Source organism: Collinsella sp. An307, assembly GCF_002161805.1.
GTDB lineage: Bacteria > Actinomycetota > Coriobacteriia > Coriobacteriales > Coriobacteriaceae > Coprousia.
This window is the reverse complement of sequence record NZ_NFIP01000002.1, coordinates 38417-62279: the sequence shown is the minus strand read 5'-3', so window position 1 is coordinate 62279 and position 23863 is coordinate 38417. Positions and strand designations below refer to the sequence as shown.

21 protein-coding genes and 4 tRNA genes are annotated in these 23863 nt (G+C 62.5%); 7 read left to right on the top strand and 18 right to left on the bottom strand.

Going from position 1 to position 23863, the window contains the following annotated elements; genetic code table 11:
- The first annotated feature begins 201 nt into the window (after positions 1–201).
- The 3 genes from B5F89_RS02240 to B5F89_RS02230 all read left to right on the top strand — a co-directional run bounded on the left by B5F89_RS02240 (position 202) and on the right by B5F89_RS02230 (position 2382).
- Positions 202–1512: an L-serine ammonia-lyase, iron-sulfur-dependent, subunit alpha gene (locus tag B5F89_RS02240; RefSeq protein WP_087430190.1), complete on the top strand. Its 1311-nt coding sequence runs from the start codon at positions 202–204 to the stop codon at positions 1510–1512.
- 152 nt (positions 1513–1664) lie between these two features.
- Entirely contained in the window at positions 1665–2165 is a 501-nt protein-coding gene (locus B5F89_RS02235) for a DUF2975 domain-containing protein (RefSeq protein WP_158098395.1), read from the top strand.
- A 7-nt stretch (positions 2166–2172) separates the two neighbouring features.
- Complete coding sequence (locus B5F89_RS02230) at positions 2173–2382, top strand: helix-turn-helix transcriptional regulator (protein ID WP_087430188.1); 210 nt, start codon at positions 2173–2175, stop codon at positions 2380–2382.
- An 85-nt stretch (positions 2383–2467) separates the two neighbouring features.
- Here B5F89_RS02230 and B5F89_RS02225 read toward each other — a convergent pair whose 3' ends face one another.
- Both B5F89_RS02225 and B5F89_RS02220 read right to left on the bottom strand, forming a co-directional pair.
- Positions 2468–2881 carry a hypothetical protein gene (locus B5F89_RS02225; RefSeq protein WP_087430187.1) on the bottom strand — a complete coding sequence of 138 codons (414 nt, stop codon included), beginning with the start codon at positions 2879–2881 and terminating at the stop codon, positions 2468–2470.
- Positions 2882–3315: 434 nt separating this feature from the next.
- Positions 3316–3780 carry a GNAT family N-acetyltransferase gene (locus tag B5F89_RS02220; protein WP_158098394.1) on the bottom strand — a complete coding sequence of 155 codons (465 nt, stop codon included), beginning with the start codon at positions 3778–3780 and terminating at the stop codon, positions 3316–3318.
- A 133-nt stretch (positions 3781–3913) separates the two neighbouring features.
- On the opposite strand from B5F89_RS02220, the gene B5F89_RS02215 reads away from it, so the two are divergent.
- Together B5F89_RS02215 and B5F89_RS10305 are read left to right on the top strand one after the other, a co-directional pair.
- The gene (locus tag B5F89_RS02215; protein WP_087430185.1) at positions 3914–4588 is read left to right on the top strand and encodes a DNA-3-methyladenine glycosylase; all 675 of its coding nucleotides are present in this window, start codon (positions 3914–3916) and stop codon (positions 4586–4588) included.
- Entirely contained in the window at positions 4585–5214 is a 630-nt protein-coding gene (locus tag B5F89_RS10305; RefSeq protein ID WP_275532085.1) for a methylated-DNA--[protein]-cysteine S-methyltransferase, read from the top strand. The genes B5F89_RS02215 and B5F89_RS10305 overlap by 4 nt, the downstream gene beginning before the upstream one ends.
- Before the next feature lie 116 nt (positions 5215–5330).
- Here B5F89_RS10305 and B5F89_RS02205 read toward each other — a convergent pair.
- A tRNA-Val gene (locus B5F89_RS02205) sits at positions 5331–5405 on the bottom strand.
- A gap of 144 nt (positions 5406–5549) precedes the next feature.
- Positions 5550–6470, bottom strand: a complete 921-nt coding sequence (locus B5F89_RS02200; RefSeq protein ID WP_087430183.1) for a putative ABC transporter permease — start codon at positions 6468–6470, stop codon at positions 5550–5552.
- A gap of 137 nt (positions 6471–6607) precedes the next feature.
- Here B5F89_RS02200 and B5F89_RS02195 point away from each other — a divergent pair.
- A tRNA-Gly gene (locus B5F89_RS02195) sits at positions 6608–6683 on the top strand.
- Between the two features lie 43 nt (positions 6684–6726).
- Positions 6727–6800, top strand: a tRNA-Cys gene (locus tag B5F89_RS02190).
- Between the two features lie 248 nt (positions 6801–7048).
- Here B5F89_RS02190 and B5F89_RS02185 read toward each other — a convergent pair.
- From B5F89_RS02185 to B5F89_RS02120, 14 genes are all read right to left on the bottom strand, one after another.
- Positions 7049–7783, bottom strand: a complete 735-nt coding sequence (locus B5F89_RS02185; RefSeq protein WP_087430182.1) for an anti-sigma factor antagonist — start codon at positions 7781–7783, stop codon at positions 7049–7051.
- A gap of 82 nt (positions 7784–7865) precedes the next feature.
- Entirely contained in the window at positions 7866–10217 is a 2352-nt protein-coding gene (locus B5F89_RS02180) for a SpoIIE family protein phosphatase (protein WP_087430181.1), read from the bottom strand.
- A gap of 114 nt (positions 10218–10331) precedes the next feature.
- Positions 10332–10421: transfer RNA gene (locus B5F89_RS02175), tRNA-Leu, on the bottom strand.
- Positions 10422–10540: 119 nt separating this feature from the next.
- The gene (locus B5F89_RS02170) at positions 10541–12223 is read right to left on the bottom strand and encodes an ABC transporter substrate-binding protein (RefSeq protein WP_087430180.1); all 1683 of its coding nucleotides are present in this window, start codon (positions 12221–12223) and stop codon (positions 10541–10543) included.
- A 284-nt stretch (positions 12224–12507) separates the two neighbouring features.
- On the bottom strand, positions 12508–13527 hold the full coding sequence (locus B5F89_RS02165; RefSeq protein WP_087430179.1) for a dipeptide ABC transporter ATP-binding protein: 1020 nt from the start codon (positions 13525–13527) through the stop codon (positions 12508–12510).
- Complete coding sequence (locus tag B5F89_RS02160) at positions 13528–14655, bottom strand: ABC transporter ATP-binding protein (RefSeq protein ID WP_087430178.1); 1128 nt, start codon at positions 14653–14655, stop codon at positions 13528–13530.
- Complete coding sequence (locus tag B5F89_RS02155) at positions 14655–15578, bottom strand: ABC transporter permease (RefSeq protein ID WP_343206318.1); 924 nt, start codon at positions 15576–15578, stop codon at positions 14655–14657. The genes B5F89_RS02160 and B5F89_RS02155 overlap by 1 nt, the downstream gene beginning before the upstream one ends.
- Positions 15579–15623: 45 nt before the next feature.
- A complete protein-coding gene (locus B5F89_RS02150) occupies positions 15624–16661 on the bottom strand; it encodes an ABC transporter permease (RefSeq protein ID WP_087430176.1) in 1038 nt (345 codons plus the stop codon).
- A gap of 238 nt (positions 16662–16899) precedes the next feature.
- A complete protein-coding gene (locus B5F89_RS02145; RefSeq protein WP_087430175.1) occupies positions 16900–18558 on the bottom strand; it encodes an ABC transporter substrate-binding protein in 1659 nt (552 codons plus the stop codon).
- Positions 18559–18898: 340 nt separating this feature from the next.
- Positions 18899–19153: a preprotein translocase subunit SecG gene (gene secG / locus B5F89_RS02140; RefSeq protein ID WP_087430174.1), complete on the bottom strand. Its 255-nt coding sequence runs from the start codon at positions 19151–19153 to the stop codon at positions 18899–18901.
- Between the two features lie 153 nt (positions 19154–19306).
- Positions 19307–20053 (bottom strand): transposase, encoded by a 747-nt coding sequence (locus B5F89_RS02135; protein ID WP_087430173.1) that lies wholly within the window; start codon positions 20051–20053, stop codon positions 19307–19309.
- 223 nt (positions 20054–20276) lie between these two features.
- Positions 20277–21842 (bottom strand): 2,3-bisphosphoglycerate-independent phosphoglycerate mutase, encoded by a 1566-nt coding sequence (gene gpmI / locus B5F89_RS02130; protein WP_087430172.1) that lies wholly within the window; start codon positions 21840–21842, stop codon positions 20277–20279.
- The gene (gene tpiA / locus B5F89_RS02125; protein ID WP_087430171.1) at positions 21842–22609 is read right to left on the bottom strand and encodes a triose-phosphate isomerase; all 768 of its coding nucleotides are present in this window, start codon (positions 22607–22609) and stop codon (positions 21842–21844) included. The genes gpmI and tpiA overlap by 1 nt, the downstream gene beginning before the upstream one ends.
- A complete protein-coding gene (locus B5F89_RS02120) occupies positions 22599–23795 on the bottom strand; it encodes a phosphoglycerate kinase (RefSeq protein WP_087430170.1) in 1197 nt (398 codons plus the stop codon). The genes tpiA and B5F89_RS02120 overlap by 11 nt, the downstream gene beginning before the upstream one ends.
- Positions 23796–23863: the final 68 nt, after the last annotated feature.

Sequence of the window (23863 nt, the reverse complement as noted above, 5' to 3'; positions counted from 1 at the left end):
GACCGAGCGACTGCAGGACCCTCGCCCTCTTATGAAACGCTTCTTCCCCTTGCGAGCAGGGCTCCGGATCCTTGTTCCGAGCCCTTGAGCCCTAGCCCCAAGCCCTTCCACCCGAGTGCCTTTGCCCCGAACCGCAACGATATGGGATACTCTTTCGCGGACTAGGCCAAGATACCGGCGACGGCACACCGAGGAGGACCCATGGGCAAGCAGACCGAGAACATCTACCGAGCATACCGCGCCATCCTCATGCGGGAGCTCGTTTGCGCCCTCGGCTGCACCGAGCCCATCGCCGTCGCCTACGCCGCCGCCCTCGCGCGCAAGACGCTTGGCTGCGAGCCGGAGCATCTGCGCGCCGGCTGCTCCGGCAACATCATCAAAAACGTGAAGAGCGTGACCGTACCCAACTCAGACGGCATGCACGGTATCGAGGCCGCGGCGACGCTGGGCGCCGTGGGTGGCAACGCCGAGAGTGCCCTCGAGGCGCTCGAGAGCGTGACCGAGCAGGACATCGCGCGCACGCGCGAGCTTCTCGCCGAGCCGGCGTATTGCACCGTCGAGCTCGTGGAGGACGTGCCCAACCTCTATATCGACGTGACGGCCACCGGCGGCGGCCACACGGCGCGCGTCGTCATCGCCGAGCACCATACCGACGTCGCCCTCGTCGAACTCGACGGCAAAACCGTGCACAGCGCCGGCGCTGCCTCCGCAGATGACGCCGTCGCGGACGCGCAAGTGACAAACGACCTGCTCACCATCGAGGGCATTCTCGACTTTGCCGACCGGGCCGACCTGGGCGCGGCGCGCACCGCGCTCGAGCGCCAGCTTGAGCTGAACGACGCCATCTCGCGCGAGGGTCTTGAGCACCCCTGGGGCGCCGAGGTGGGCCGGACGCTCCTTGCGCGTTTTGGCGAGAGCCACGCTGTGCGCGCCCGGGCGCGCGCCGCCGCAGGGTCCGACGCGCGCATGAACGGCTGCCCTAAGCCGGTTGTGATCAACTGCGGAAGTGGCAACCAGGGCATCACCTGCGCCCTGCCCGTATTGGAATATGCCGAGGCACTCGGCGTCGACCATGAGCGCCTGCTGCGCGCACTCGCCGTCTCCGACCTCACCGCCGTTCACCTCAAGAGTTACATCGGCAGCCTCTCGGCCTTTTGCGGCGTGGTGTGCGCCGCCGCGGGCGCCGGCGCCGCCATCTGCTGGATGGACGGGGGCACCTATGAGGAGGTTGCTGGCACCATCGTCAACACACTCGGCAACGTAGGCGGCATCGTCTGCGACGGCGCCAAGTCAAGCTGCGCCGCCAAGATCGCAACCGCGGTGGACGCCGCACTCGTGGGACTTGAAATGGCGCGCGCGGGGCATGGTTTCCACGCCGGCGAGGGCCTGGTGCGTGGCTCGCTCGAGGAGACCATCGCGAGTATGGGCTATGTGGGACGCGTTGGCATGAAGCCCACCGACGTCGAGATCCTGAACATCATGATTGGTAAAACCGACGTCACAGGCTGCTAGCGCCGCATATAAAACAGTTCCTCTCTACGGTAGAGCCGCTCATCCCATCATCTCGACCAACTGCCGATTAACGATGATTATTTGTCGATTATCGACAATTATCGGGCTTACAATTAATGTTGTGGAATCCAAGGGCAGTGGAGGTAGCCAACATGTCGCTCATCAACGAACGAAAGCCGGCACGCCAGAACATTAAGTTCACCTGCACCCTAGCGCGCATCGTTTTGCTACTCATGTTTGTTCTTCTCCTCGCCCCTATTGCCATCACCTTCTACATGGCTCTATATCCGACACCGGGAGTGTCCGTTGAACTTACAAAGGGCATCGGTGGTGTAGCGGAGGGTATCTTATTCGCCGGCATAACGGCGGTTGCGATGTTTATCGGACAGAATCTACTTGGAAGGGTTAGCCGTACGGGCGATCCATTTCGCCCAGAGAACACGCGCGACCTCAAGCTCATATCGTTTCTCGTACTGGGAGCAGGTATTGCCTCGGCGCCATTCGGCTTCCTCATTGCCCATCTCTTAGGCGGAGCCTATATTGGCACTATGGTGAACATCCCCGCGACCGCCTGCGGCTGCCTCATCCTCGCTACCTCTAAAGTATTCGAATACGGGTGCATCCTGCAGCAGCAAGATGATGGAACGATTTGAGGAGCCCATGATCGTCCTTCGTCTCGACCGGGTCCTCGCGGACCGCAAAATACGCTCGAAAGACTTGGCAGAGCGCGTAGGCCTTTCGGAGACGAACCTCTCGCGCATCAAGACCGGCAGAGTCGTTGCCGTTCGCTTCTCGACACTCGATGCCCTGTGCCGCGAACTCAACTGTAAGCCAGGAGATATTCTGGACTACGAACCAGACGAGGAGTAACGACACCCCAGCGATCACAACGCTACCAACTGGGCCGTCAGATGGTCGTGAGACAAGCGAAGCTGCTTCGCTACGCGACCTCACGTTAACGGCGGCTGTCCCTAAATCTCCTCAGCAGCCATCCGCACAAGAAGCCGATGGCGCCGGGCGCTAGCCCCGCCAGAAACGCCGCAAGGCCAACGGGCGCAATGTTTGCGATACCTAGCGCCGTTGACAAGCTGAAGGTTAGCAGCAGCGCCGCAACATACAGCAGTGCGCCGGCAAGCGGTGCAAACCAGCGAACGCGCCCAAGCTCTGCACACCATCCGATCAGGGCACAAATAATTGCCGCCGCACCGGGCAGCGTCAGATAATACGCAATGAGGGTGTACGCAAAGATGCCGCCGCCGGAAAACGGTAGACTCATCCAGAACCACAGGATGCACGCCAGCCAAAGAAGAAGATAGACGACGACTGCGGTCGATACCGCCTTGCCGGCACGCCCTAGCCACATCCTCATTCCGGACACCTCCCGCCCTGTCCGCCTTCACTGAGATGCTACCCGCCCAAATGCCGTGTGAACCGTGCAGGACAAAGAGCGCTATAGTGCAGCAGCAACCTTGGAAAGAGGCTTGATCTTCTTATCAAAAACACCGGCGAGGTTGATAGGGCTTCTGCTCCCACATCGCAGCCTTTCTCGCTGTTCGCGATTGCCGATGTGGTCAAATCACCCTGCGAGGGGGCGAACACGGAAGGCCACAGGCGGCGATGGCAGCAGCTGCGGACGCTCGTTACGCCATCCAACGCGCCAAAAGCCCCATTCTCCCCCGCCGGCGACCGTCCGAATCGCATCACCATACGTTCGCGGCTGTCTCCAGATGCCCTCTCAAAGGGTGATTTGACCATAGCACTGCACATGAAGCGCATAGGCACTCGTTTGCCCATCAAGATACGTCAGCAACCTGTAGGTTGGACTCTCTTCATCTCTAGCACCGAGGGCAGGAACCCACGCTGCTCATAGAAGCGGCGCGCATCTTCATTGCCCACAACAACCAACAGCTCCACTTGGCGAACCCCGTGCTCGAGGAAGACGCCGTCGGCCCAATCCATGAGTTTCGAGCCTATTCCCTGCCCTCTGTATTCCGGCTTTACCACCAACTCTTCGAGATAACCTCGGTCACCAACGATGTCCACCTTGCAAAACGCCACAATCCCGCCGCCCTGCTCGGCGACCGCAACAAAAGATTTGCCGGCAGCGATATCTTCGACGCACTCCTTTATCTGGTCTTCAACAGAAACAGAAGGGTAGCTACCTCTGAAATGTGCCGAGACCTCATTGTGGTGCCGCGCCAACTCGAGATAGAGCGGCTCAAGCAGGGGCATCTCAGTTCGATTGATAGTACGGAGCCGAACACTCATGGCGCCTCTCCAAACAACAGAACTACTCGCAGAATCACTCATGCCGACTTTTCTCCAAAGCAGGTTGCGCTCTCTCCTCCCAACGCAGATATCATATGTGATAGAAAACCGAACGTGATGAAGGAGGATCGCCATGGCGGTGTTTCGCTACGGAGAGGTTGAGACATCATGGCTCGCCTCGCGCGACCCTCGGCTCGGCGATGCCATCGAGCAGATAGGACCTGTCGAGCGCGAAATCGACCCCGACCTATTCTCCTCGGTCATACACCACATCATCGGCCAGCAGATCTCCACCAAGGCGCAGGCGACCATCTGGAGGCGCATGTGCGAACGCTTGGGCGAGGTCACGCCCGAGACGGTACTTGCCGCGGGTGAGGGCGAGCTGCAGGCACTCGGCATGACATTTCGCAAGGCGGGCTATCTCATGGAGTTCGCACGGCGGATCGAGACGGGCGCGTTCGACCTTGCGTCCGTCGCGCGCATGCCGGACGAGGAGGCCATCCGCGCCCTCGACGAGCTCCCGGGCATCGGCCGTTGGACCGCCGAGATGATTCTACTGTTCTGCCTCGAGCGCCCAAACGTGCTCTCGTGGGACGACTTGGCGATCCAGCGCGGTATGCGCATGCTCTACCACCATCGCTGCATCACGCCCGAGCTGTTCGCCAAGTACCGGCGGCGCTACAGCCCCTACGGCAGCACGGCGAGCCTGTACCTGTGGGCCATCGCCGGCGGGGCGATCCCCGGTATGCGCGACTGGGCGCCCAATAGAATGGCAAGCAAAAACAGGACCGGGGAGAAAACCGCGTGAAACGCTTAATACCGTCGTTGATCGAAAACTACCCCTCGCCCCTTGGCGAGTTAACGCTCGCGGCAGATACCGAAGGGCTCATTGGTGCATGGTTCGAGCGCCAGAAGCACTACGGCTCCGTCGGATCGGCAGGCATCGCCTTCGATATGAGCACGCACGCTGAAGGCCCATCGCAAACCCAGCTCTCCCCTAGGGATGTCTCTTCCGCCCGCCTGGCTCTCGACGCGGCCAAAACGTGGCTTGACGCTTATTTCTCCGGGCGCGACCCCGGCGCCCTGCCGCCGCTGCACCTCATGGGGTCCGCCTTCCAGTGCGCGGTGTGGGCGAGGCTCATAGAGATTCCCTACGGTGAGACCACGACGTACGGCGCCATCGCCAGCAAGCTCGCCTCCGCAAAGCGCGCCGAGGCCACATCGCGCGGCGAGGGCCCTTCTGCGATCCGCGTCTCTGCCCGCGCCGTCGGCGGCGCAGTGGGGCGCAACCCCATATCGGTCATCGTGCCGTGCCATCGCGTGATCGGGGCCGATGGATCAATCACCGGGTACGCCGGCGGTCTTGACCGCAAGCGTGCCCTGCTCTGTTTGGAGACTGATGCCGAGCAGCTATCTAAATCGCAAACACCATGATGGGCAGCTGCTTATTTGCCCTAGAGCGCTAGACGGAGTCGGGGGGCACCGCACCGTCTTGAGCAGTAGACTCGATACGAAAAAAGCCAGAGCCGAAGCTCTGGCCTTACAATGCGTGGTGGGCGTTACAAGATTTGAACTTGTGACCTCTTCCGTGTCAGGGAAGCGCTCTCCCCCTGAGCTAAACGCCCGTTCAGGGTGCGCTCGCAAGCGCAAGGGATAATATACCGAAGCCCGCGCGACCTGTAAAGCAAAAGTTTGAAAAAGTTTGGAACCGCTGCCGATATCCTGCTCGCAGACGCTAGTCGGAGCCGCCCCGCAGCTCTCCCCACGCGCTACTTTGCGGCAGGCGGAATGTCCTCACCGATCCTCATGTTCTCAAACGTCTCCGCCATAAAGCGGTCGTCAAAATGCGTATCGACATACATCTCAAAACTGTTGCGCGGCGGCACGCCCTCAAACCGCTGGCCGGCGCGCCAGAAGCAGGCGACCGTCATCGTCACGTCCAGGGCGATGAACGCCGCCAGAAGCGTCACCAAGATCACTTGGCGGCGCGACGTGGGTTCCCCGATGCGGTAGATCATCTCGGGCATGATGACGCGGCACCACACCACGCCCAGAATGCCCCCCATAACCACAAAACGCCACGCTACCCATTGGGTGATATGGTCCGGCAACCCCAGATAGGTCCACGATTGCAAGTGGGCAAAGTGCTCCATACTCCAACCGGACACCTGCTCGAGCGCACTCCCCAGCACCGCGGAGATGAGAAAGACCTTCCAGACCGACTCTTTGCGCAGGCGCCAGAGCACCATGGTGAGCAGAACCGCGCCCGCACCGTAGAGCGGCGAGAACGGACCCCATACGAGCCCCACACGACTCTCCCAGATGCCAAAGACCACAAAGGTGTAGATCGTCTCTATCACAAGACCCAGGACCGACGAAACGAGAAAGATAATGATGTATTGGTAGAGCCCCGGCACCGTGTCGTCGAGGAAGTCCTCGCGCATCTCCAGGCGCGCCTGCAGAATCGCGTTGCGCTGCTCGTTGGAGATGCGGGAGCGCACCCTGCGCGCCCCGGAGGTTGTGGCGGACCAGAGGGCGTCGGCGTAGACCCCCGCCTCGAGCCTGCCCTGGGTGAGCATGCGCTTGAACGCGCGGCCCCGCGCCCTGCCCTCGAGATAGCGCTGAACGCTCCCGATCACAAAACGAGCCAGAAGAAAGGCCAGTATGATGAAGAGCGAGATGGTGAGCACGTGCGTCCTTTTCGTTTAAGCTGCGCGCCCTACCTGCGCAGACACTGTGTCAACGTAGGGTTTATTCTACCCCAGCAAATTTTTTCAAAACAATGCTTGCATTCCTTTGGAGAGTCCCGTATAGTATCTCCTTGCAAGCGGACATGGCTCAGTTGGTAGAGCACAACCTTGCCAAGGTTGGGGTCGCGGGTTCGAGCCCCGTTGTCCGCTCCATCGCATGTAAAGGGCCGGATGAATACATTCGGCCTTTTTCATCGGCGACGTGGCCAAGTGGTAAGGCAGAGGCCTGCAAAGCCTTTACCCCCAGTTCGAATCTGGGCGTCGCCTCCATCGCATCGTAAGGGCACCGGCAACGGTGCCCTTTTCGTTACCGCCCCGGCCACCGAGCCACAACATCCCAAGCTCAAGTCGTTTATGAGCGTAAAACTGAGGTGTGCCGGGTTTCATGCCGCACACGAATGCAAAAAATGCACGATTTGCCCAGATAATCGCTTCGCTAGACTGACGTGTCGACGGGGAGTGCCCATGAATACGCTCATGATCGACTTGAGCCTCATCGGGACGGCACGCGTCGCCGGTTAGGCGGCGGGTGCGAACAGCTTGATGAGGCGGACCATGGTGCCCTGCACGTCCGCGCGACGTTTGACCTCGGCGCTATCGACGAGCATCCTCATGAGCTTGATGCCGCGGCCGCGCTCCTCGGACTCGGCAACGTCCTCGTCGGGCGCGATCTCAAAACCGCCGCCGCAATCGCATACCTCGATGACGACCCGGTCCTCGTAGGCGCGCACGTTGAGCATGCAGCCGGCAGCGCCCGCGTGGTCGTACGCGTTGCCGAGCGCCTCCCCCGCCGCGAGCGCCGTGTCGTACACCGCGTCGCGCCCCAGGGGTAGCGTCTCCAACAGCTCCACCACGCGGTGCCGGTACAGGCCGAGGTGCTCGATGCCCTCCGCAACCGAGATGCTGCGGCTCCACACCGGGAGCGTCCCCGGAGAGAGCACGGGCACGGGCGGGCGGTCGCGTGCCGTCACGTGCAGCACGCTGATGAGGCGGGCGATCTGGAGAAAGCGCGACACCTCGGCGGAGACGTTCACGAGCGAGAGCATGCCGCCCTCCTGTATGAGCCGCCGCGCACGGGAGAGCAGAAATGCAAGCCCGGTTGAATCGATGAAGGTTACGTTTTCGCAATTGAGCAGGATGCGCCTCGTCCCCGCGGCGATAAGGGAATCCACCTCGCTGCGAAGACCGGGCACCGTTGCGATATCGATATCGCTCACGGGCGCCAAAACGGCTATGTCCATCCATTCACGCATACGCTCATGGTTCCCGCCGCGGGCGCCGCTTAATCACCCGCACCGCCAAACGGAGGTGCCCGGCGGCGCAGGCGGTGCGGCGTCAGTCAAAGCGTAGGGCGACCATGGCGATGTCGTCTTCGAGCGCAGAGTCGGTAAAGGCGTCAAGCTCGCCGAGGACGCGCTGGCACAGGCCGTCGACCCCCTGCCCCACCGAGGAGATCACCACGTCGCGCAGACGCTGCTCGCCAAAGAACTCGCCCGCGGCGTTGCGCGCCTCGATGGCGCCGTCGGTGTACATGAAGAGCACATCGCCCGAATCGAAACGGAACGACCCGCTGCGAAAAGCCATGCCTTCAAAAGCGCCGACCACACCCGACTGCGTGCTCAAAAGCTCGACCTCGGTCGCCTGGGTATGGGTCTCTCCGCCGGCACCCAGGGTATGGCTGCGCACGAGCATCGAAGGGGGATGTCCGGCGGAACAGTAAAGGGCACTGCGGTAGCGCAGGTCGATCTTGGCAACAAACATCGTGGCGAAGGTCTCCACGCGCGAGAAGCTCATGAGCATGCTGTTGAGCGAGCGCACCATGTGCACCGGGCTCGCCCCCTCCCACGCGTAGGCCGTGAGCGCGGTCTTGACCAGGGCCGACATGGAGGCCGCCTCGACGCCCTTGCCCGATACATCGCCCAGAATCATGACGGCGCGGTCGTCGGGCAGGCGGATAAGCGTGTAGAAGTCTCCACCCACGAGCGCCTGGCGCGTGGCGGAGGAGTAAAGCGCGTCTGTGGTGATACCCGGCACGACGCCGAGCGAGCTCTGCATGCCGCTCTGGAGGGCCTGCGCGATATGGCGGTCCTCGCTCTTCTGCTCCTCGCGGCGGAAGAGGAGCTCGAACTCGTGGGTGAGGCGGACGAGATAGTCGTACTCCACATCGTCGATGGGCTCCTGGGTCCCATCGCGCAAAAGCAGAACGAGCGGCGTCATAGCAGAGGGGGACCTGGGCGCTGCGAGCGCAAGCGCGCCGGTATCCGGCTCCTCGCCCTCGTCTGAAGCGGTGCTGTCCGGCGCGAACTCGATGAAGACGCCCTGGTTGGGCAGCCCGTGCGCAAGCAGCCACTCCCCCGCATGGGAGAGTCGGTCGATACGGGTGACGCGTGCGAACTCGAGCCCGTCCTCATCGGGGGCGCCCGCGGCAAAGTAGTCGCTCACCACAGGGCTCACCTTGGCTGCCGGCGCGGTGCTCCCGCCGCCGAGCCACTCGGAGCCGCCGGGAAGCGCCACCTGGCTGCCGCCCTCGTAATCGAGCACGTAGCAGCCGCGCTCCGCATCAAAGACGACCGGGCAGATATGGCAGGCGAGGACGCGCCGCACCTCGGCCGAGATCTCGGCCCAGGCGCTCGTGCGGTCGCCCTCGAGGGTAAAGACGGTGTCGCGAACGTTGTTGAGCGAGCGCGTGAGCTCGGCCGAGCGGCGCGACCGCATACTCGTGATGAGACTCACGAGCTCGATGGAGAGGTAGTCGCAGATCACCTCGAGCACGTTGACGTCGTAGTCGCGCGGGCGGCACGGACGGCCCCAGCCGAGCTCCATAATGCCCATGATCTGACGACCAAAAAAGACCGGCACGGCGATAAGCGTCTTGAAGGGCGGTACGTCCTGCACGCGCAGGGGGCGCGTCTCGCGGTGGTCGATGTCGTAAAAGACACCGCTCGAGGCCATCCCCTCCTCCGCCGGCACGACCGAGATGCGGCATGCCCTCGCCTCGCGCAGCACGTAGGTGGGAATTCCCGCGCCAAAGGGGATGAACTCGGGCACGAAGGAGCGCGTGAGGCTCTGCGAGATGCCGCGGAGCTTGAAGCCGCCGTTCTCGGCAAAGTACATGGTCGAGCCGTCTACATCGAGCGCATCGACGAGCTTGTTCAGAACCGAATCGAGAAGCCCTGAGAGGTCCTCGGCGCCCACGGTGGCCATGATGACCGAAAGCGTGCCCGAAAGGCGCTTGTTGGCCGTTTGGAGCTCCGAGAGGACGCGGCGCATCTGGCGGTCGCGCGCATACTGCTCGGCGAGGCTGCGCACCACCACGAGCACGCGCTCGCGCGGTGCGAGACGGCGGGCGATCTTGCGGCGGATATCACTGGAGCGTGCCGAGGGCGAGGTCGCGCGGACCTCGACGGGAATGAAGGACCCGTCGTTGAGCTTGAGCCTGAGCGTGGTCGGCTCGCCTTTGAGCGGAAAGGGCAGATGATGGTCTTGCGCGCGCTCGAACGCATCGGAGAACAGGAGGTCCTTGATGTCGGACCCCACAAGAGTCCGGCGGTTCTTGCCGGAGAGCTCGCAAAAGCGCTGGTTCACATGGCCGATGGAGCCGTCGAGGCCGCATACGGCAACCGCATCGCTCGTCAGCTCGACCAGCTGCGAGATCTTGGGCAGATCTTCGTGCGCGTCGCTCGCCATGCTACCCCTCCCCTGCGCGCAAAGACAGATGTCCTCGGTATACCCCGAACGGGCGCCACCGTGCACAGAACCAATCGGTAAGAAAAAAGCCTCCGAAGAGGCTCGTGTATTCGATGGTGTCGGAGGCGGGACTTGAACCCGCATGACCGAGATGTGGTCACTAGCACCTCAAGCTAGCGCGTCTGCCAATTCCGCCACTCCGACAAAAGCAGCAAGAAGAATAATACCCATACCCCCGGGTGAGCGCAAGAGGGAATTTTGAAAAAGTTTGCGCCGGCGCGAGGTCGCCGATCGGGCCGTCCGCCGGCGCCCCCGCCGCGCATCTACTCCTCAGGGGGAATCTCCGCCAAGCGGGGTACGCCCGCAGGGTCGATGACAAGGCCGTTTGCCTTGGCCGTGCAGGCGAAGGCATGCATGGGATAGGTAAGCGGGATGACGGGCGCTTCCTCCCCTATGAGCGTATCGGCCTCGGCAAGCAGTGCCTCGCGCGATATGTCGTCGCGAGCGGTGCGCGCCTGATCGATCAGGCTGTCGACCTCCTCGCTTGCAAAACCGCTCACGTTCGAGCCGCCGCGGCAACGGGAATGGAACAGCGGGAAGAGCACGCTTTCTGTAACCGGGCGCTCCGTCACCACGTCCAAGCGCGCGATCTGATAGTCCCCGGAGCGCACGCGCTCGTAAAAGACCTGCTCCTCGAGCTCCTCGGGCTCGCACTCGATACCCACGGCAGCAAGGTCCTCCACAATCTGCTCGATGACGTTCTCGTTGCCTCCTCTGCCCGTGTAGATAAGACTGAAGGGCTCGCCGCGCACGCCCTCGTCGTTTGCAGGGTACACAGCGTCGAGCAGCTCCCGGGCGCGCGCCGGGTCGTACACGGTATAGGGCCATGCGGCGTCTCGATAACCCGAGACAAACGGCGGCACGATACCGTCCGCCACAAGATGCGTATCGCGGTACACGCGGCCCACAAGGCCCTGGCGGTCGACGGCAAGCGAGAGCGCGCGGCGCACGTCGGCGTTATCGAGGGGCGCCGCAGCGACATTGAGGGCAAGGTAGCTCGTCGCAAGGTCGGGCGCCTGCACAAGATGGGCGCCGGGGCCCACCGTAAGGCCGTCCACCGCGCGACCGTAGCGGGCGATGGCACCCTCGAGCTCATCGACAGGACACGCCGCCATATCGAGCGAGCCGGTCAGGAACTCCTGATAGGCGCTCACGGTGTCTGAGAACACCTGGAAACGCGCGCCCGCGAGCACGGGGGCATCGCCGGTGTAGCCGTCAAAGCGTGTGAGCCTGACCGCCGTGGAGTTCTTGCCCCACGACCCCTCCATGCGAAACGGGCCGGCGCCGATAGGGCTCGAGCCAAACGCGGCAACGTCCTCCTCAGCGGACGCTGGCACGGCAGCCAGCGAGGGATGGGCGAGCACGGACGCAAAGCCCGCATAGGGCTCGACCAGATGAATCTCGAGTGTGCGCTCATCGGGGCAGCTGACGCCAGAGAGCGCGCTCACGTCTCCTGCGGCAAGCGCATCGTAGCCCTCGACGACCGCAAGACGATAGGCGTTGGGCGATGCGCCGAGCTCGGCGGCAGCCGCGCTTGCGGGGTTCACGAGGCGCTCCCATGCGCGCTTGAAATCGCGCGCCGTCACCGCGCTACCGTCGTGGAACACGCGCTCGCGAAGATGGAACGTGAAGATGCGCGCATCCTCCGAGACGTCGAAGCGCTCTGCCGCCGCCCCCACAAGCTCACCTGAAGTGTAGTCAAACCGCACGAGCGGTTCGAAGATCTGCGAAGCGACCTGTTCGGCGGACGTTCCCACGAGCGCAAACGGGTCGAGGGAGACCGGGCGCAGGATGCCGACGGAGAGGATGCCCTCGAGATTCTCGGCATCACCTGCGGGTGCACCGTCCTGTGCACAGCCCGCCATGAGAGCGGAGGTGAGAAGACAGGTCGCGCCGATCAGGCCCCGCCTGCTTATGAGTGGCAACGCGTTGGAGACTGTAGCCATGCAAGCTCCTTTAGAGGCTAAGAGTTGCGTGATTGCCTAGACGATACGGCAACCTACCGCGCGCGTCCACCACAGGCACCCATCCCCTGCGCAATCCCCACGGCAACAAAAAAGGACCCCGCAGGGTCCTCAATTAACTTTGTTTGCCCCTCGACGCACGAGCACCTATCTTGCAAAGGCCCCGTACGAAACCCGCAGAGCGTTTCCCGCAGCCGCGGGGCGCGAAGCGCACCCCCGCAGCGAGGACCACGCCCGAAGGGTTTCGTGCAGGGCCTCTCCCAAGCCTAGAGCTCGATGCTCGACTCCTTGATGGGGAACGGCGCCGCAAAGTGGCAGGCGCAGAAGTGACCCGGCTCGACCTCGCGGAACTCGGGCTGCTGCTCGGAGCAGACACCCTGCGCGATCGGGCAGCGCGTATGGAAGCGGCAACCGCTCGGCGGATCGATCGGCGACGGCGGATCGCCGGCGAGGATGATGCGGCTGCGGCTCTTCTGGATGTCCGGATCGGGGATCGGGGCAGCAGAGAGCAGCGACTGCGTGTAGGGGTGCTGCGGCTCGGCGTAGAGGGTCTTCCAGTCCGAAAGCTCGACGATCTTGCCGAGGTACATGACCGCGACACGGTCGGAAATGTGCTGGACAACCGACAGGTCGTGGGCGATGAAGAGGTACGCCGTACCGAACTGCTTCTGCAGGTCCTTGAGCAGGTTCAGCACCTGGGCCTGGATCGACACGTCGAGTGCCGAGACCGGTTCGTCGCAGATGATGAGCTTGGGATGCAGGGCAAAGGCGCGGGCGATACCGATACGCTGGCGCTGACCGCCGGAGAACTCGTGCGGGTAGCGGTTGATGTGCTCGGGGTTCAGGCCCACGACGTCGAGGAGCTCGCGAACGTACTTGTTGCGCTCGCTCGCGGTCCTGCCGTCACCGTGAATCTGCAGCGGCTCGGAGATGATCTCGCCGATGGTCATACGCGGGTTCAACGACGCGTACGGATCCTGGAAGATGAACTGCATCTCGCGGCGGAGGCTCTTGAGCTCCTTGTGACTCATCTTCGCCACATCGCGGCCCTCAAAATAGACATGGCCAGCGGTGGGACGCGTGAGGCGCATGATGGAGCGGCCGGTGGTGGACTTGCCGCAGCCGGACTCACCGACCAGACCGAGCGTCTCGCCCGGATAAATCTCAAAGCTCACGTCGTTTACGGCGGAGACCTTCTTGGCGAAGCGGCTCATGAGCATGCCGGACTCCGCAGGGAACTCCTTAGAGAGGTGCTCAACCTTGAGCAAGGGCTCTTTCGTAGCCATTTACGCCTCCTTCTTCTCAGACGAGGCACCCTGGCCAGCGGCCTTGCGCACAGCGAGGTCGGCGCGGGTACGCGAGTTCTCGGGAGCGAACTTGAGGAACGCGGGGTCGTCGGCAAAGTGGCATGCCGAGTAATGACCCGTCTCGGTGGTGATGTGCTGGGGCAGCTTCTCGTGGCAGATGTCGACCGCATACGGGCAGCGCGGAGCAAAGGGGCAACCGGTGGGAAGGTTCACGAGCGACGGCGGATTGCCGGCGATGGGCGTGAGCTCCTTCTTCTCGTCCATACCGTGATCGGGGATGGAGCGGATGAGGCCCCAGGTGTAAGGATGGCGCGGATCGTAGAAGATCTCCTCGGCGGTGCCGAACTCCACGGGGCGACCGGCGTACATGACCATGATCTTGTCGGCCATATCGGCAACGACGCCGAGGTCGTGGGTGATCATGATGATCGCGTTGCCGTTCTCCTCCTGCATCTTCTGCATGAGCTCGATGATCTGCGCCTGGATGGTCACGTCAAGAGCCGTGGTGGGCTCGTCGGCGATGAGGATGTCCGGGTCGCAGGCGAGTGCCATGGCGATCATAACGCGCTGGCGCATACCGCCGGAGAACTGGTGCGGGTACTCGTTCACGCGCTTCTCGGGCTCGGGGATACCCACGAGGTCCAGAAGCTCAGTGGCGCGCTTGAGCGCCTCCTGCTTGGAGTAACCACGGTGCAGACGCAGGCCCTCGCCCACCTGACGGCCGATCTTGTAGACCGGGTTCAGGCTCGTCATGGGGTCCTGGAAAATCATGGCGATATCGTTGCCGCGGACGTGCTGCATCTCCTCCTCGGTCATCTCCAGAATGGAGCGACCGCGGTAGCGGATGTCGCCGCCCTCGATCTTACCCGGGGGCATCTCGATGAGGCCCATGATGGTCATGTGGGTGACGGACTTACCGGAGCCCGACTCGCCCACGACGCCCAGAGTCTCACCACGGTCGAGCGTGTAGCTCACGCCGTCAACCGCGTGCACGACGCCGTCCTGGGTGTGGAAGTACATCTTGAGGTTATCGACCTCGAGCAGATGGCTCCCCTCGGGGATGGGCTGCTCCTTTAGGTCGACGTAGTTCTTAGCGTGCTTAGCCATTATGCATCCTTCATCTTGACGTCGAGAGCGTCGCGCAAGCCGTCACCGAGCAGGGTGAAGGCGAGCACCGTGGAGAGGATCGCGAGACCCGGCAGGATCATCAGCCAGGGCTCGGTCTGCAGGTACTGCTGACCGTCCTGGATGAGGGTGCCCCACGACGGGTTGGGGGGCACGACGCCCATGCCGAGGAACGACAGCGCGCTCTCGGTGAGGATGGCGCCACCGATGTTCATCGTGGCGTAGACCACGATGGAGGCGACGGAGTTGGGGAAGATGTGGCGCGCCACAATGCGGACGTCGGAGGCGCCCATGGCACGAGCCGCGTCCACGTAGTCGTTCTCCTTGACCGAGAGGATCGCCGAGCGGAAGACGCGCGCGATCGACGGCCAGCCGAGGATACCGATGGCGATGAACACGTTCTGGATGCCGTTACCGATGACTGCGATCATCGCGACGACGAAGAGCGTGTAGGGGAACGCCAGGAAGATGTCAGCAAGGCGCATGATGATGGTGTCCCAGATGCCGCCGTAGTACGCGGCGATAGCGCCCATGATAAGACCGAGGATGGTCGAGATGCCCGTGGCGACCACACCGACGGTGAGCGAGATGCGCGCACCGTAGATGACGCGGGAGAGCACGTCGCGGCCGAGGGTATCGGTGCCAAAGGGATGCTCGAGCGAGGGCGCGAGGCGCGAGGACTCAGCCATGTTCGCAGCCGTGGCCGTGGGATCGCCGAGCGTCTGGGGAACCCAAAGGTCCGCGGTGATAGCGATGAGGATGATGAAGATAATCCACACAGCCGCGATGATGGCGAGCTTGTTCTTCTTCAGACGGCTGAAGGCATCGCCCCACAGGGTGCGGGAAGCGCTGCTGTCGCCAGCGTTGGCCTTGGCGGCAACAGTGGACTCAGCCTTGGCCTGCATACCGATGTTTTGAGTCGGTGACGGATAAATCATGTGCGTTCCTCCCTAGCCCTCGTTCTTGGAGCTGCCGAGGCGGATGCGCGGGTCCAGGAAGGCGTAGCTCACGTCGACGATAAGGTTGATGATCATGACGACGCACACGATCACCGTGACCGTGCCCATGACGATGGGCCAGTCGCGCTGCGTAATCGCGATGTAGGTCTCACGACCGATGCCGGGCCAGCTGAAGACCGTCTCGGTCAGGATGGCGCCGGCGAGCATCGCGCCAAAGTCCATGCCCACGTACGTAACGACGGGGATGAGGGCGTTCTTGAGCGCGTGCTTGCGAATGATCGCACCCTTGGAAAGGCCCTTGGCCTTAGCGGTGCGGATGTAGTCCTGATTCATAACATCGAGCAGCTGCGAACGCATAATGCGCGCGGTGTAGGCAGTGGAGACCGCGGCGAGCGTGCAAGCGGGCAGGATGTAGTAGGTCCAAGCGGGATACTTGGAGATGGGGCCGGCAACGCCGGAGATGGGCAGCGCGATGGCGCCGCCGGTAAGGTCCTTCAGCCAGATGCCAAAGATGAGCTGGAGCAGCATGCCGAACCAGAAGGCGGGCATGGCAACCAGAAGGGACGTCACGAGCGTGACCAAGATGTCCCAGAACGAGTAGCGCTTGATGGCCGAGATGATGCCGGCGCCGATGCCCACGATCGCCTCGATCACGATGGCGACCAACGCAAGCTGCACCGTATAGGGGTACTTCTGCACTATGATGGCCGTCACCTCGGTGCCGCGCTGATACGACGTGCCCAGGTCACCCTGGAGCAGGTTGGTGAGATAGACCACATAGCGCTTCCACAGCGGCGTGTCGATCGTGTCACCGTTCTCATCGTAGATAATCTTGCCGTCGGCATCCGTTTCGATGAACCCATGGGTGGCGCGCAGGTTCAGCTCCACCTGGGGATCGAGCTTCCTTTCACCGGCGATCAGCTTGATGGGATCGCCCGGCACAACGTTCTGCATGATAAAGAGAATCAGCGTCACGCCGAGGAAGACAGGGATGAACTGCAGGATTCGCTTGGCAATATACTTGACCACGGCGATACCCTCCCTTGTCTGGCTTATACAACTCAGTCGCTTTATGACCGTAAAGCGCTAGTATACCGGAAACGCCGGTACCATAGCGAAAATGCTCGAAATAACGCATATCGTGCACCGCCGCTGCCAGATGAGCCTTCCTTATTGGACCGATGCACAAAACAGGAGGGGCGCCGAAAAGTCAGCGCCCCTCCCCTCGCCGTCCTAGCGGACGTCGTCACACTCGCAGGAACACGCCTTACGCAAGCTCAGCGGTCTCGAAGTGCGGGATGGTCTGAGCGTCGTAGTTGAAGCTGGCGAGACGCTCGGTACCGACGTAGTTGTGCGCATAGAACACGATCGGGATGACCGGCATATCCTCGCCGATCTGGTGGCAGATGGCGCGGTAAGCGTTCTTGCGCTCCTCCTCGTCCTGAATCTGGCGGGCAGCCAGCAGCGCGGCGTCGACGTCGGGGTTGTTGTAACCACCGTAGTTGTTGTCAGCCGTGGAGAAGAAGTTCGGATAGAGGAAGTTGTCCATGGTCGGGTAGTCAGCGGTCCAACCAAGACGGGCGAGCTTGTAGTTGCCGTCGGACAGGTTGTTGAGGTAGGTAGCCCACTCGGTGGTGTCCTGGGTAACGGTGATGCCGATGGCCTCGAGGTTGGCCTGGACGGCGCTCATGAGCTCCTCGTGGCCGCCGTCGCCGTTGTAGTTGAGCTCGACGGAGATGTCGCCCTCGGCGTAGCCAGCATCGGTGAGGATCTGCTTGGCGCGCTCGGGATCGTAGGCGCAGTACTCCCAGACGTTCTGCTCGTTGTCGTCGATCGAGAGCGGCATGATGGAGTTAGCCGGCTCACGGTAGCCCTCGTAGAGGGTGTCGACGATGGCCTGACGGTCGATGGCGAGGGAGATGGCGCGACGGACGTTCACGTCGGAGAGCGCCTCGTCCTCGAGGTTCACCACGAGGTAGTAGGTGGAGAGCTCGGTGCCGGTGAGGGTCTGCTTGCCCGGGGTGACGGTGAAGCCGTCGTCGGAGAGACCATAGGCGTCCACGGTCTCCTGGATCTTGCCAGCCGGAATCATGGCGAAGTCGATATCGCCCGCCTCGAGCGCGCGGAACGCGGTGTCGGGGTCGGCCTGGATGGACATGTACACGCCGTCGATCTTGGGAGCCTCACCGTAGTAGTCGGCGAACTTCTCAAGCAGGATGTACTGGTTGTGCTGCCAAGCATCGGCCATCATGAAGGGGCCGTTGCCGATAGGCTTCTCGAGGAAGGACGCCGGATCGTCGATGGCGGCCTGCGGCACGGGCACGAGGCCCGGGTGGCAGCACACGGCGACGAAGTCAGCCATGGGGTCGGTGAGGGTCACCTGGAAGGTGAGGTCATCCACGACGGTGAGGCCGGAAATCTCCTCGGCCTCGCCAGCGGCCATCTCGGCATAGCCGGCGACCGGCGCGAGGTGGTAACCGATCTCGGACGGAGAAGCCATGGTGGAATCAGCAAGGCGCTGCCAACCACGCTTGAAGGACTCGGCATCGACCGGATCGCCGTTGTGGAACTTCATGCCCTCGCGAAGCTTGAAGGTGTAGGTGAGGCCGTCCTCAGAGACGGTGGGGAGCTCGGTGGCGCAGACCGGCACAGCCTCGTTAACGCTCCAGTCCCAGGTGACCAGACCATCGAAGCAGGCGCGGACGACCGCGGTGCCCTGGTTCTCCTGAGCGTTGTACGGGTCGATGTACGCAGGCTCAGAGAGGTAGAAGTTCATGTAGTTGTCGCCAACCGTGGGAGCAGCCGCGGAAGCGGAGCCGGAACCGGTGCCGCCACCGTTGTTGGTGCAACCCGCCAGAGCAGCGAGGGCGCTCGCCGCGAGGGCGCTGCCCACGAACTGGCGACGATTCATGTTGAAGTCTGCCATGCAATCCTCCTTCAGATGTAGGCGTGCGCCTTGCACGCCCCTTACATCGTCTTCACCCCAAAGACACAGAATTGTGCTCAGGATGCTGACGTTCTGTATAACAGTACCCGATTTTTACCGCCCGCGTGCAAACTATTTCGGTAAACGCGCTGGACACTCTTTGGCACGCTGGAGTGTTCCTGCTATTACGCTGGTTGTTATCTCATAGGAACCGCTCACCGATGCATATTGTTTCAAGCGTGTTTCTCGCAAACCGAAAAAAGGCCCTCGCGCTCACGGGAACGACACGTCCCCAAGAGCGCGAGGGCCCTGACAAATCCGCTTGTTGCGTAACGGCAGCTTAGATGCCGACAATGCCCTGCGGGAAGAAGAACATGCAGAGGACCACGCACACCGCAAACACCACGGAAACGATGATGGTGAGCTTGTCGAGATTCTTCTCCATAACGCCAGTGGCAGCGCTCGCGTTGTAGAGCGAGCTCGCAATCATGTCGGAGACGCCGGTGCCCTTGCCGGAGTGCATAAGCACGAGCGCGATGAGAGCGAGAGCAGACAGCGCCCACACGATGAAGATAATGATCTGGAACGGACCCATGGGTCACTCCTCGTTGGTTTTGGGGACAGGCGATTATGAATCGCTGTCCCTCGAAAGACATATCGTTCGATACTTTAGCGCAACCTCGCTTTACGCCGCAAGCTCATTTGGGGACGGGTTCAAAACGTGCAATTGCATCACGATTGGGGACCTTCAGCGCGCGGTTGCGCGAGAAATGACGCTCGCACCGATGCCCGTCAGGCGCTCAATCTGCTTGCGGGTAAGGCCCGCTTGCCGCAAAGCGCGCAAGGCATCGTCTCGGCGAGCCTTTTCTATCCCTTTCACGTCCGTTGGAGTGACATCGCCCAACACGTTGCGCGCCGCAAGCATCGCATCTTCATCGGAGACCCGTTTGCCCGACCGCACATAGTACCCAGAATACCGCTCGCTGCGGCTGAACTCCTCAAAGTGCTCCCTGCCCCCGATCAGCTCAAGAACCAGCTTGTCGTTGATAAGGTGCGCACCGCTCAGGTACTCCCTATAGCTGCTCCAACGGTATTCCCGGAACGGCGCAATCCCTGCCTTTTCGGGATTGTCATGAATATAGCGAACGACTTGCAGTAGTTGTTCGTTATCTTTGATGGGAACGCTGGTGAAGCGGCCTTGAAAGACCGCTCCTACATGACCGGTCGCATCATTGAAGTGACGCGCGTAGGCGGTTGCCAGCGCATGCATGGCGTGGCTCAGATTGTTTTGCAGATCATCGAGCAGCAGATGAATATGGTTGCTCATGAGGCACCACGCGATAAGGGAAATGCCCTGACCCAAGACCTTTTCCTTTAGTAAGCTGAGGAAACACACTCGGTCCTCGTCGCTTTCGAATAGCAGCTGCTTTCCGTTGCCGCGGAATATGACGTGATAGAACCCGGATTCGGAACGGATGCGTGACGTTCTCGGCATTTCGGTTCCTCCTTTTGCACGCGGTCCCATACCCGCATATTTCGACCCCGTCCCCAAACGTGCAAACGTGCGTCCACGTGCACGTTTTGAGCACGTCCCCAAATACGCAAAAGACCATCCGCCGAAAACAGCAGATGGTCTTTGGTTGTTCTGCGGGGCGGGACGCTCAGGCGCCCCACCCCGTATATTGGGATGGGTCAAAACGAACCCGTCCCCAAATGCGCTACTCCTCGACGGCGAGCACGCGACCGGTCATCTCGGCAGAGGGCTCGAGACCGGCGAGCGTGAGCATCGTCGGAGCGGTGTCCGAAAGACGCCCATCCTCGATACCGGTGAGCTTGGCAGCCGGATCGACCACGATGAAGGGCACGCGGTTGGTCGTGTGGGCGGTGAAGGGGTGCTTCTCGCCCGACTCGTCCTCGTCGTACATGTGGTCGGCGTTGCCGTGGTCAGCCGTGATGAGCGCGAAACCACCCTTGGCGAGAATCGCCGGGATGACCTTCGACAGGCCGTCGTCCACGGCCTCGACCGCCTTGACGGCAGCGTCGAAGACGCCGGTGTGGCCGACCATGTCGCAGTTCGCGTAATTCACGATGTAGAAATCGGCGCGATCCTCGTTGATAGCCTCGACGAGCTTCTCGGTAACCTCCGGCTCGCTCATCTCGGGCTGCAGGTCATAGGTAGCAACCTTGGGCGAGGGAACGAGCACGCGCTCCTCCCCCTCCTTGGGCTCCTCGACGCCGCCGTTCAGGAAGAACGTCACGTGGGCGTACTTCTCGGTCTCGGCGGTATGAAGCTGCTTGAGCCCGTTCTGGGCAATGACGTCGGCGAGCACGTTCTCCGGGAAGGTCTTGGGGAACGCGACCTCCACGTTGGTGAAGGTGTCGTCGTACTCCGTCATGGTGACGAAGTGGCTGAGCTTCGGCGCGACCTTGCGCTCGAAACCGTCGAAATCGGCCTCGGTGAAGGCGCGGGTCATCTCGCGGGCGCGGTCGGGACGGAAGTTGAAGAACACCATCGCATCGCCGTCTGCAACGCCCTCGTTGTGGCAGGCGAAGGGCTCGACGAACTCGTCGCCACGCTCATCCTTCTCGTAGTAGGCCTTGACGCCCTCGACCGGGTCACACTCGGTGTCGGAAGGCAGGGTGACCACGTCGTAGGCGCGCTCGACGCGCTCCCAGCGGTTGTCGCGGTCCATAGCCCAGTAACGGCCGGAGACGGTGGCGATGCGCGCATCGACGCCGGTGTACTTGGAGAGCGCCTCGAGGTTCTCCTTCAGGGTCTCGATGTAGCCGGCACCGGAGTGCGGGTCTACGTCGCGGCCATCCATGAAGCAGTGGAAGCGCACGCGCTCCACGCCGTGCATGGCGGCGATGGCGGCGAGGTTCTCGCCGTGGCGCTGCATGGAGTGGACGCCACCCGGGGAGACGAGGCCGAGCAGGTGCAGGGTCGCACCCTTCTTGGCCACGTCGTCCATAGCCTTGGCGAGGGTAGCGTTCTCCTGGATGGAGCCGTCCTTGATGGCGTTGTTGATGCGGCTGAGCTCCTGGAACACGATGCGGCCGGCGCCGATGTTCAGGTGGCCGACCTCGGAGTTGCCCATCTGGCCGTCAGGCAGACCCACATCCTCGCCCGAAGCGCCGAGCGTGGTGTGCGGATACTCGTTCCAGAGTTTGTCGAGGAACGGCTTGTTCGCCTTGTAGACGGCGTTGTTGTCGCCCGCGGGAGCGAGGCCGAAGCCGTCCATGATCACGAGGAGCGCCGGAAGGTGACGCTTGTTCTCTGCCATTACTCAGCCGCCTTCTCAACCATCGCAGCGAAGCTGTCGGCCTTGAGCGAAGCACCGCCCACGAGCGCACCGTCGACGTCCTCCTTCTCGAGGAAGCCAGCGATGTTCTCGGGCTTGGCGGAGCCGCCGTACAGGACGCGGATGCCAGCCGCGGTCTCCTCGCCGAAGATCTCGGTGAGCGTGGCGCGGATGGCGCCGCAGACCTCCTGGGCGTCATCGGCCGTGGCGGTCTTTCCGGTGCCGATGGCCCAGATGGGCTCGTAGGCGACCACGTACTTGCTGGGGTCGGTGATCTCGAGGCCCTCGGTGTCCTTCTTGATCTGGTCGACGACGAACTCGACGTGCTTGCCGGCCTCGCGGACCTCAAGGGACTCGCCGCAGCAGCTGATCGGCACGATGCCGGCAGCCATGAGGGCCTTGGCCTTCTTGTTGACGTCCTCGTCCGTCTCATGGAAGTAGTCGCGACGCTCGGAGTGACCGATGATGCAGTACTCGGCGTTGACGGACTTCAGCATGTCGCAAGAGGTCTCGCCGGTGTAGGCACCGGAGGCCTCCCAGTAGACGTTCTGGGCGCCTAGCTTGATAGCGGAATCGGCGACCTTGTGCGAGGTGCACGCAAGGTCGATGGTGGGCGGGCAGATGACGACCTCAACGGAGTCGGAAGCCGGAACCTGCTCGACGAGCGCCTCGGCGAGCTCCTTGGCGGCCGGGACGTCGTTGTTCATCTTCCAGTTGCCTGCGATGAGGCGGGTACGCTTACTCGGCATCGTTCAGAGCCTCCACTCCAGGAAGGGCCTTGCCCTCGACGAGCTCCATGGAGGCGCCGCCACCCGTGGAGATCCAGGACATCTTGTCGGCCAGGTTGAACTTGTTGACAGCTGCGACGGAGTCGCCACCGCCGATGATGGAGGTGCAGCCCTCGTTGGCGGCAACTGCCTCGGCGACAGCCTGGGTGCCGTGCGCGAACTGATCCATCTCGAAAACGCCCATGGGGCCGTTCCAGAAGACGGTCTTGGCCTCAGCGATGGCGTCGGCATAGAGCTTCTCGGTCTTGGGGCCGATGTCCATACCCATGCGGTCTGCCGGGATCTTATCGGAGTCGACGACCTCGCCCACGGCGTCCTCGCCGAAGTGATCGGTCACGATGTTGTCGATCGGGAGCAGGATCTTGACGCCCTTGTCCTCGGCCTTCTTGAGCATCTCGCCGGCGCGCTCGACCCAGTCGGGCTCCTGGAGGGAGGTACCGACGGTGTAGCCCTTGGCGAGGAAGAAGGTGTAGGCCATGCCGCCACCGATGATGAGGGTGTCAGCAGAGTCGATGAGGTGATCGAGAACGCCGATCTTGGAGGACACCTTGGAGCCGCCGACGATGGCGACGAAGGGACGCGCGGGCTCGGCAAAAATGGAGGTCAGGGTGTCGACCTCCTTCTCGAGCAGGAAGCCGGCGACGGCGGGCAGGTAGGCGGCGGGGCCGACCACGGAGCCCTGGGCGCGGTGGGCGGTGCCGAAGGCGTCGAGCACGAAGATGTCGCCGTAGGAGGCGAGAATCTTGGCGATCTCGGGGTCGTTCTTCTTCTCGGCCTTGACGAAGCGGACGTTCTCGAGAACGAGGATGTCGCCCGGCTCGAGAGCGTCGACGGCGGCCTTGGCCTTCTCGCCGTAGGTGTCATCCACGAACTTCACGTCGTAGCCGGTGAGCTCAGCGAGCTTGTCGGCGGCCGGCTTGAGCGAAAGCTCGGGCTCGGGACCGTCGCCTTTCGGGCGGCCGAGGTGGCTCATGAGGATGATCTTGGCGTTGTGCTCCTTGAGATACTGAATCGTGGGGATGGCGGCGCGTACGCGCGTGTCATCGGTCACGACGCCGTCCTTCAGAGGCACGTTGAAGTCAACGCGCATGAGAACGCGCTTACCGTCGACGTCGATGTCACGGACGGTCTTCTTGGTGAAAGCCATGTGCATCTACCTTTCTAGCGTTACGGGTACTTACCTATCTGACGATGGGGCGGCGCGTCCCATCGAAA

Bases quoted from the DNA above. Each gene is read 5' to 3' on its own strand.
- B5F89_RS02240 (WP_087430190.1), top strand. From the start codon at position 202: ATGGGCAAGCAGACCGAGAACATCTACCGAGCATACCGCGCCATCCTC.
- B5F89_RS02235 (WP_158098395.1), top strand. From the start codon at position 1,665: ATGTCGCTCATCAACGAACGAAAGCCGGCACGCCAGAACATTAAGTTC.
- B5F89_RS02230 (WP_087430188.1), top strand. From the start codon at position 2,173: ATGATCGTCCTTCGTCTCGACCGGGTCCTCGCGGACCGCAAAATACGC.
- B5F89_RS02225 (WP_087430187.1), bottom strand. From the start codon at position 2,881: ATGAGGATGTGGCTAGGGCGTGCCGGCAAGGCGGTATCGACCGCAGTC.
- B5F89_RS02220 (WP_158098394.1), bottom strand. From the start codon at position 3,780: ATGAGTGTTCGGCTCCGTACTATCAATCGAACTGAGATGCCCCTGCTT.
- B5F89_RS02215 (WP_087430185.1), top strand. From the start codon at position 3,914: ATGGCGGTGTTTCGCTACGGAGAGGTTGAGACATCATGGCTCGCCTCG.
- B5F89_RS02185 (WP_087430182.1), bottom strand. From the start codon at position 7,783: ATGCGTGAATGGATGGACATAGCCGTTTTGGCGCCCGTGAGCGATATC.
- B5F89_RS02180 (WP_087430181.1), bottom strand. From the start codon at position 10,217: ATGGCGAGCGACGCGCACGAAGATCTGCCCAAGATCTCGCAGCTGGTC.
- B5F89_RS02170 (WP_087430180.1), bottom strand. From the start codon at position 12,223: ATGGCTACAGTCTCCAACGCGTTGCCACTCATAAGCAGGCGGGGCCTG.
- B5F89_RS02165 (WP_087430179.1), bottom strand. From the start codon at position 13,527: ATGGCTACGAAAGAGCCCTTGCTCAAGGTTGAGCACCTCTCTAAGGAG.
- B5F89_RS02160 (WP_087430178.1), bottom strand. From the start codon at position 14,655: ATGGCTAAGCACGCTAAGAACTACGTCGACCTAAAGGAGCAGCCCATC.
- B5F89_RS02155 (WP_343206318.1), bottom strand. From the start codon at position 15,578: ATGCAGGCCAAGGCTGAGTCCACTGTTGCCGCCAAGGCCAACGCTGGC.
- B5F89_RS02145 (WP_087430175.1), bottom strand. From the start codon at position 18,558: ATGGCAGACTTCAACATGAATCGTCGCCAGTTCGTGGGCAGCGCCCTC.
- secG (WP_087430174.1), bottom strand. From the start codon at position 19,153: ATGGGTCCGTTCCAGATCATTATCTTCATCGTGTGGGCGCTGTCTGCT.
- B5F89_RS02135 (WP_087430173.1), bottom strand. From the start codon at position 20,053: ATGCCGAGAACGTCACGCATCCGTTCCGAATCCGGGTTCTATCACGTC.
- gpmI (WP_087430172.1), bottom strand. From the start codon at position 21,842: ATGGCAGAGAACAAGCGTCACCTTCCGGCGCTCCTCGTGATCATGGAC.
- tpiA (WP_087430171.1), bottom strand. From the start codon at position 22,609: ATGCCGAGTAAGCGTACCCGCCTCATCGCAGGCAACTGGAAGATGAAC.
- B5F89_RS02120 (WP_087430170.1), bottom strand. From the start codon at position 23,795: ATGGCTTTCACCAAGAAGACCGTCCGTGACATCGACGTCGACGGTAAG.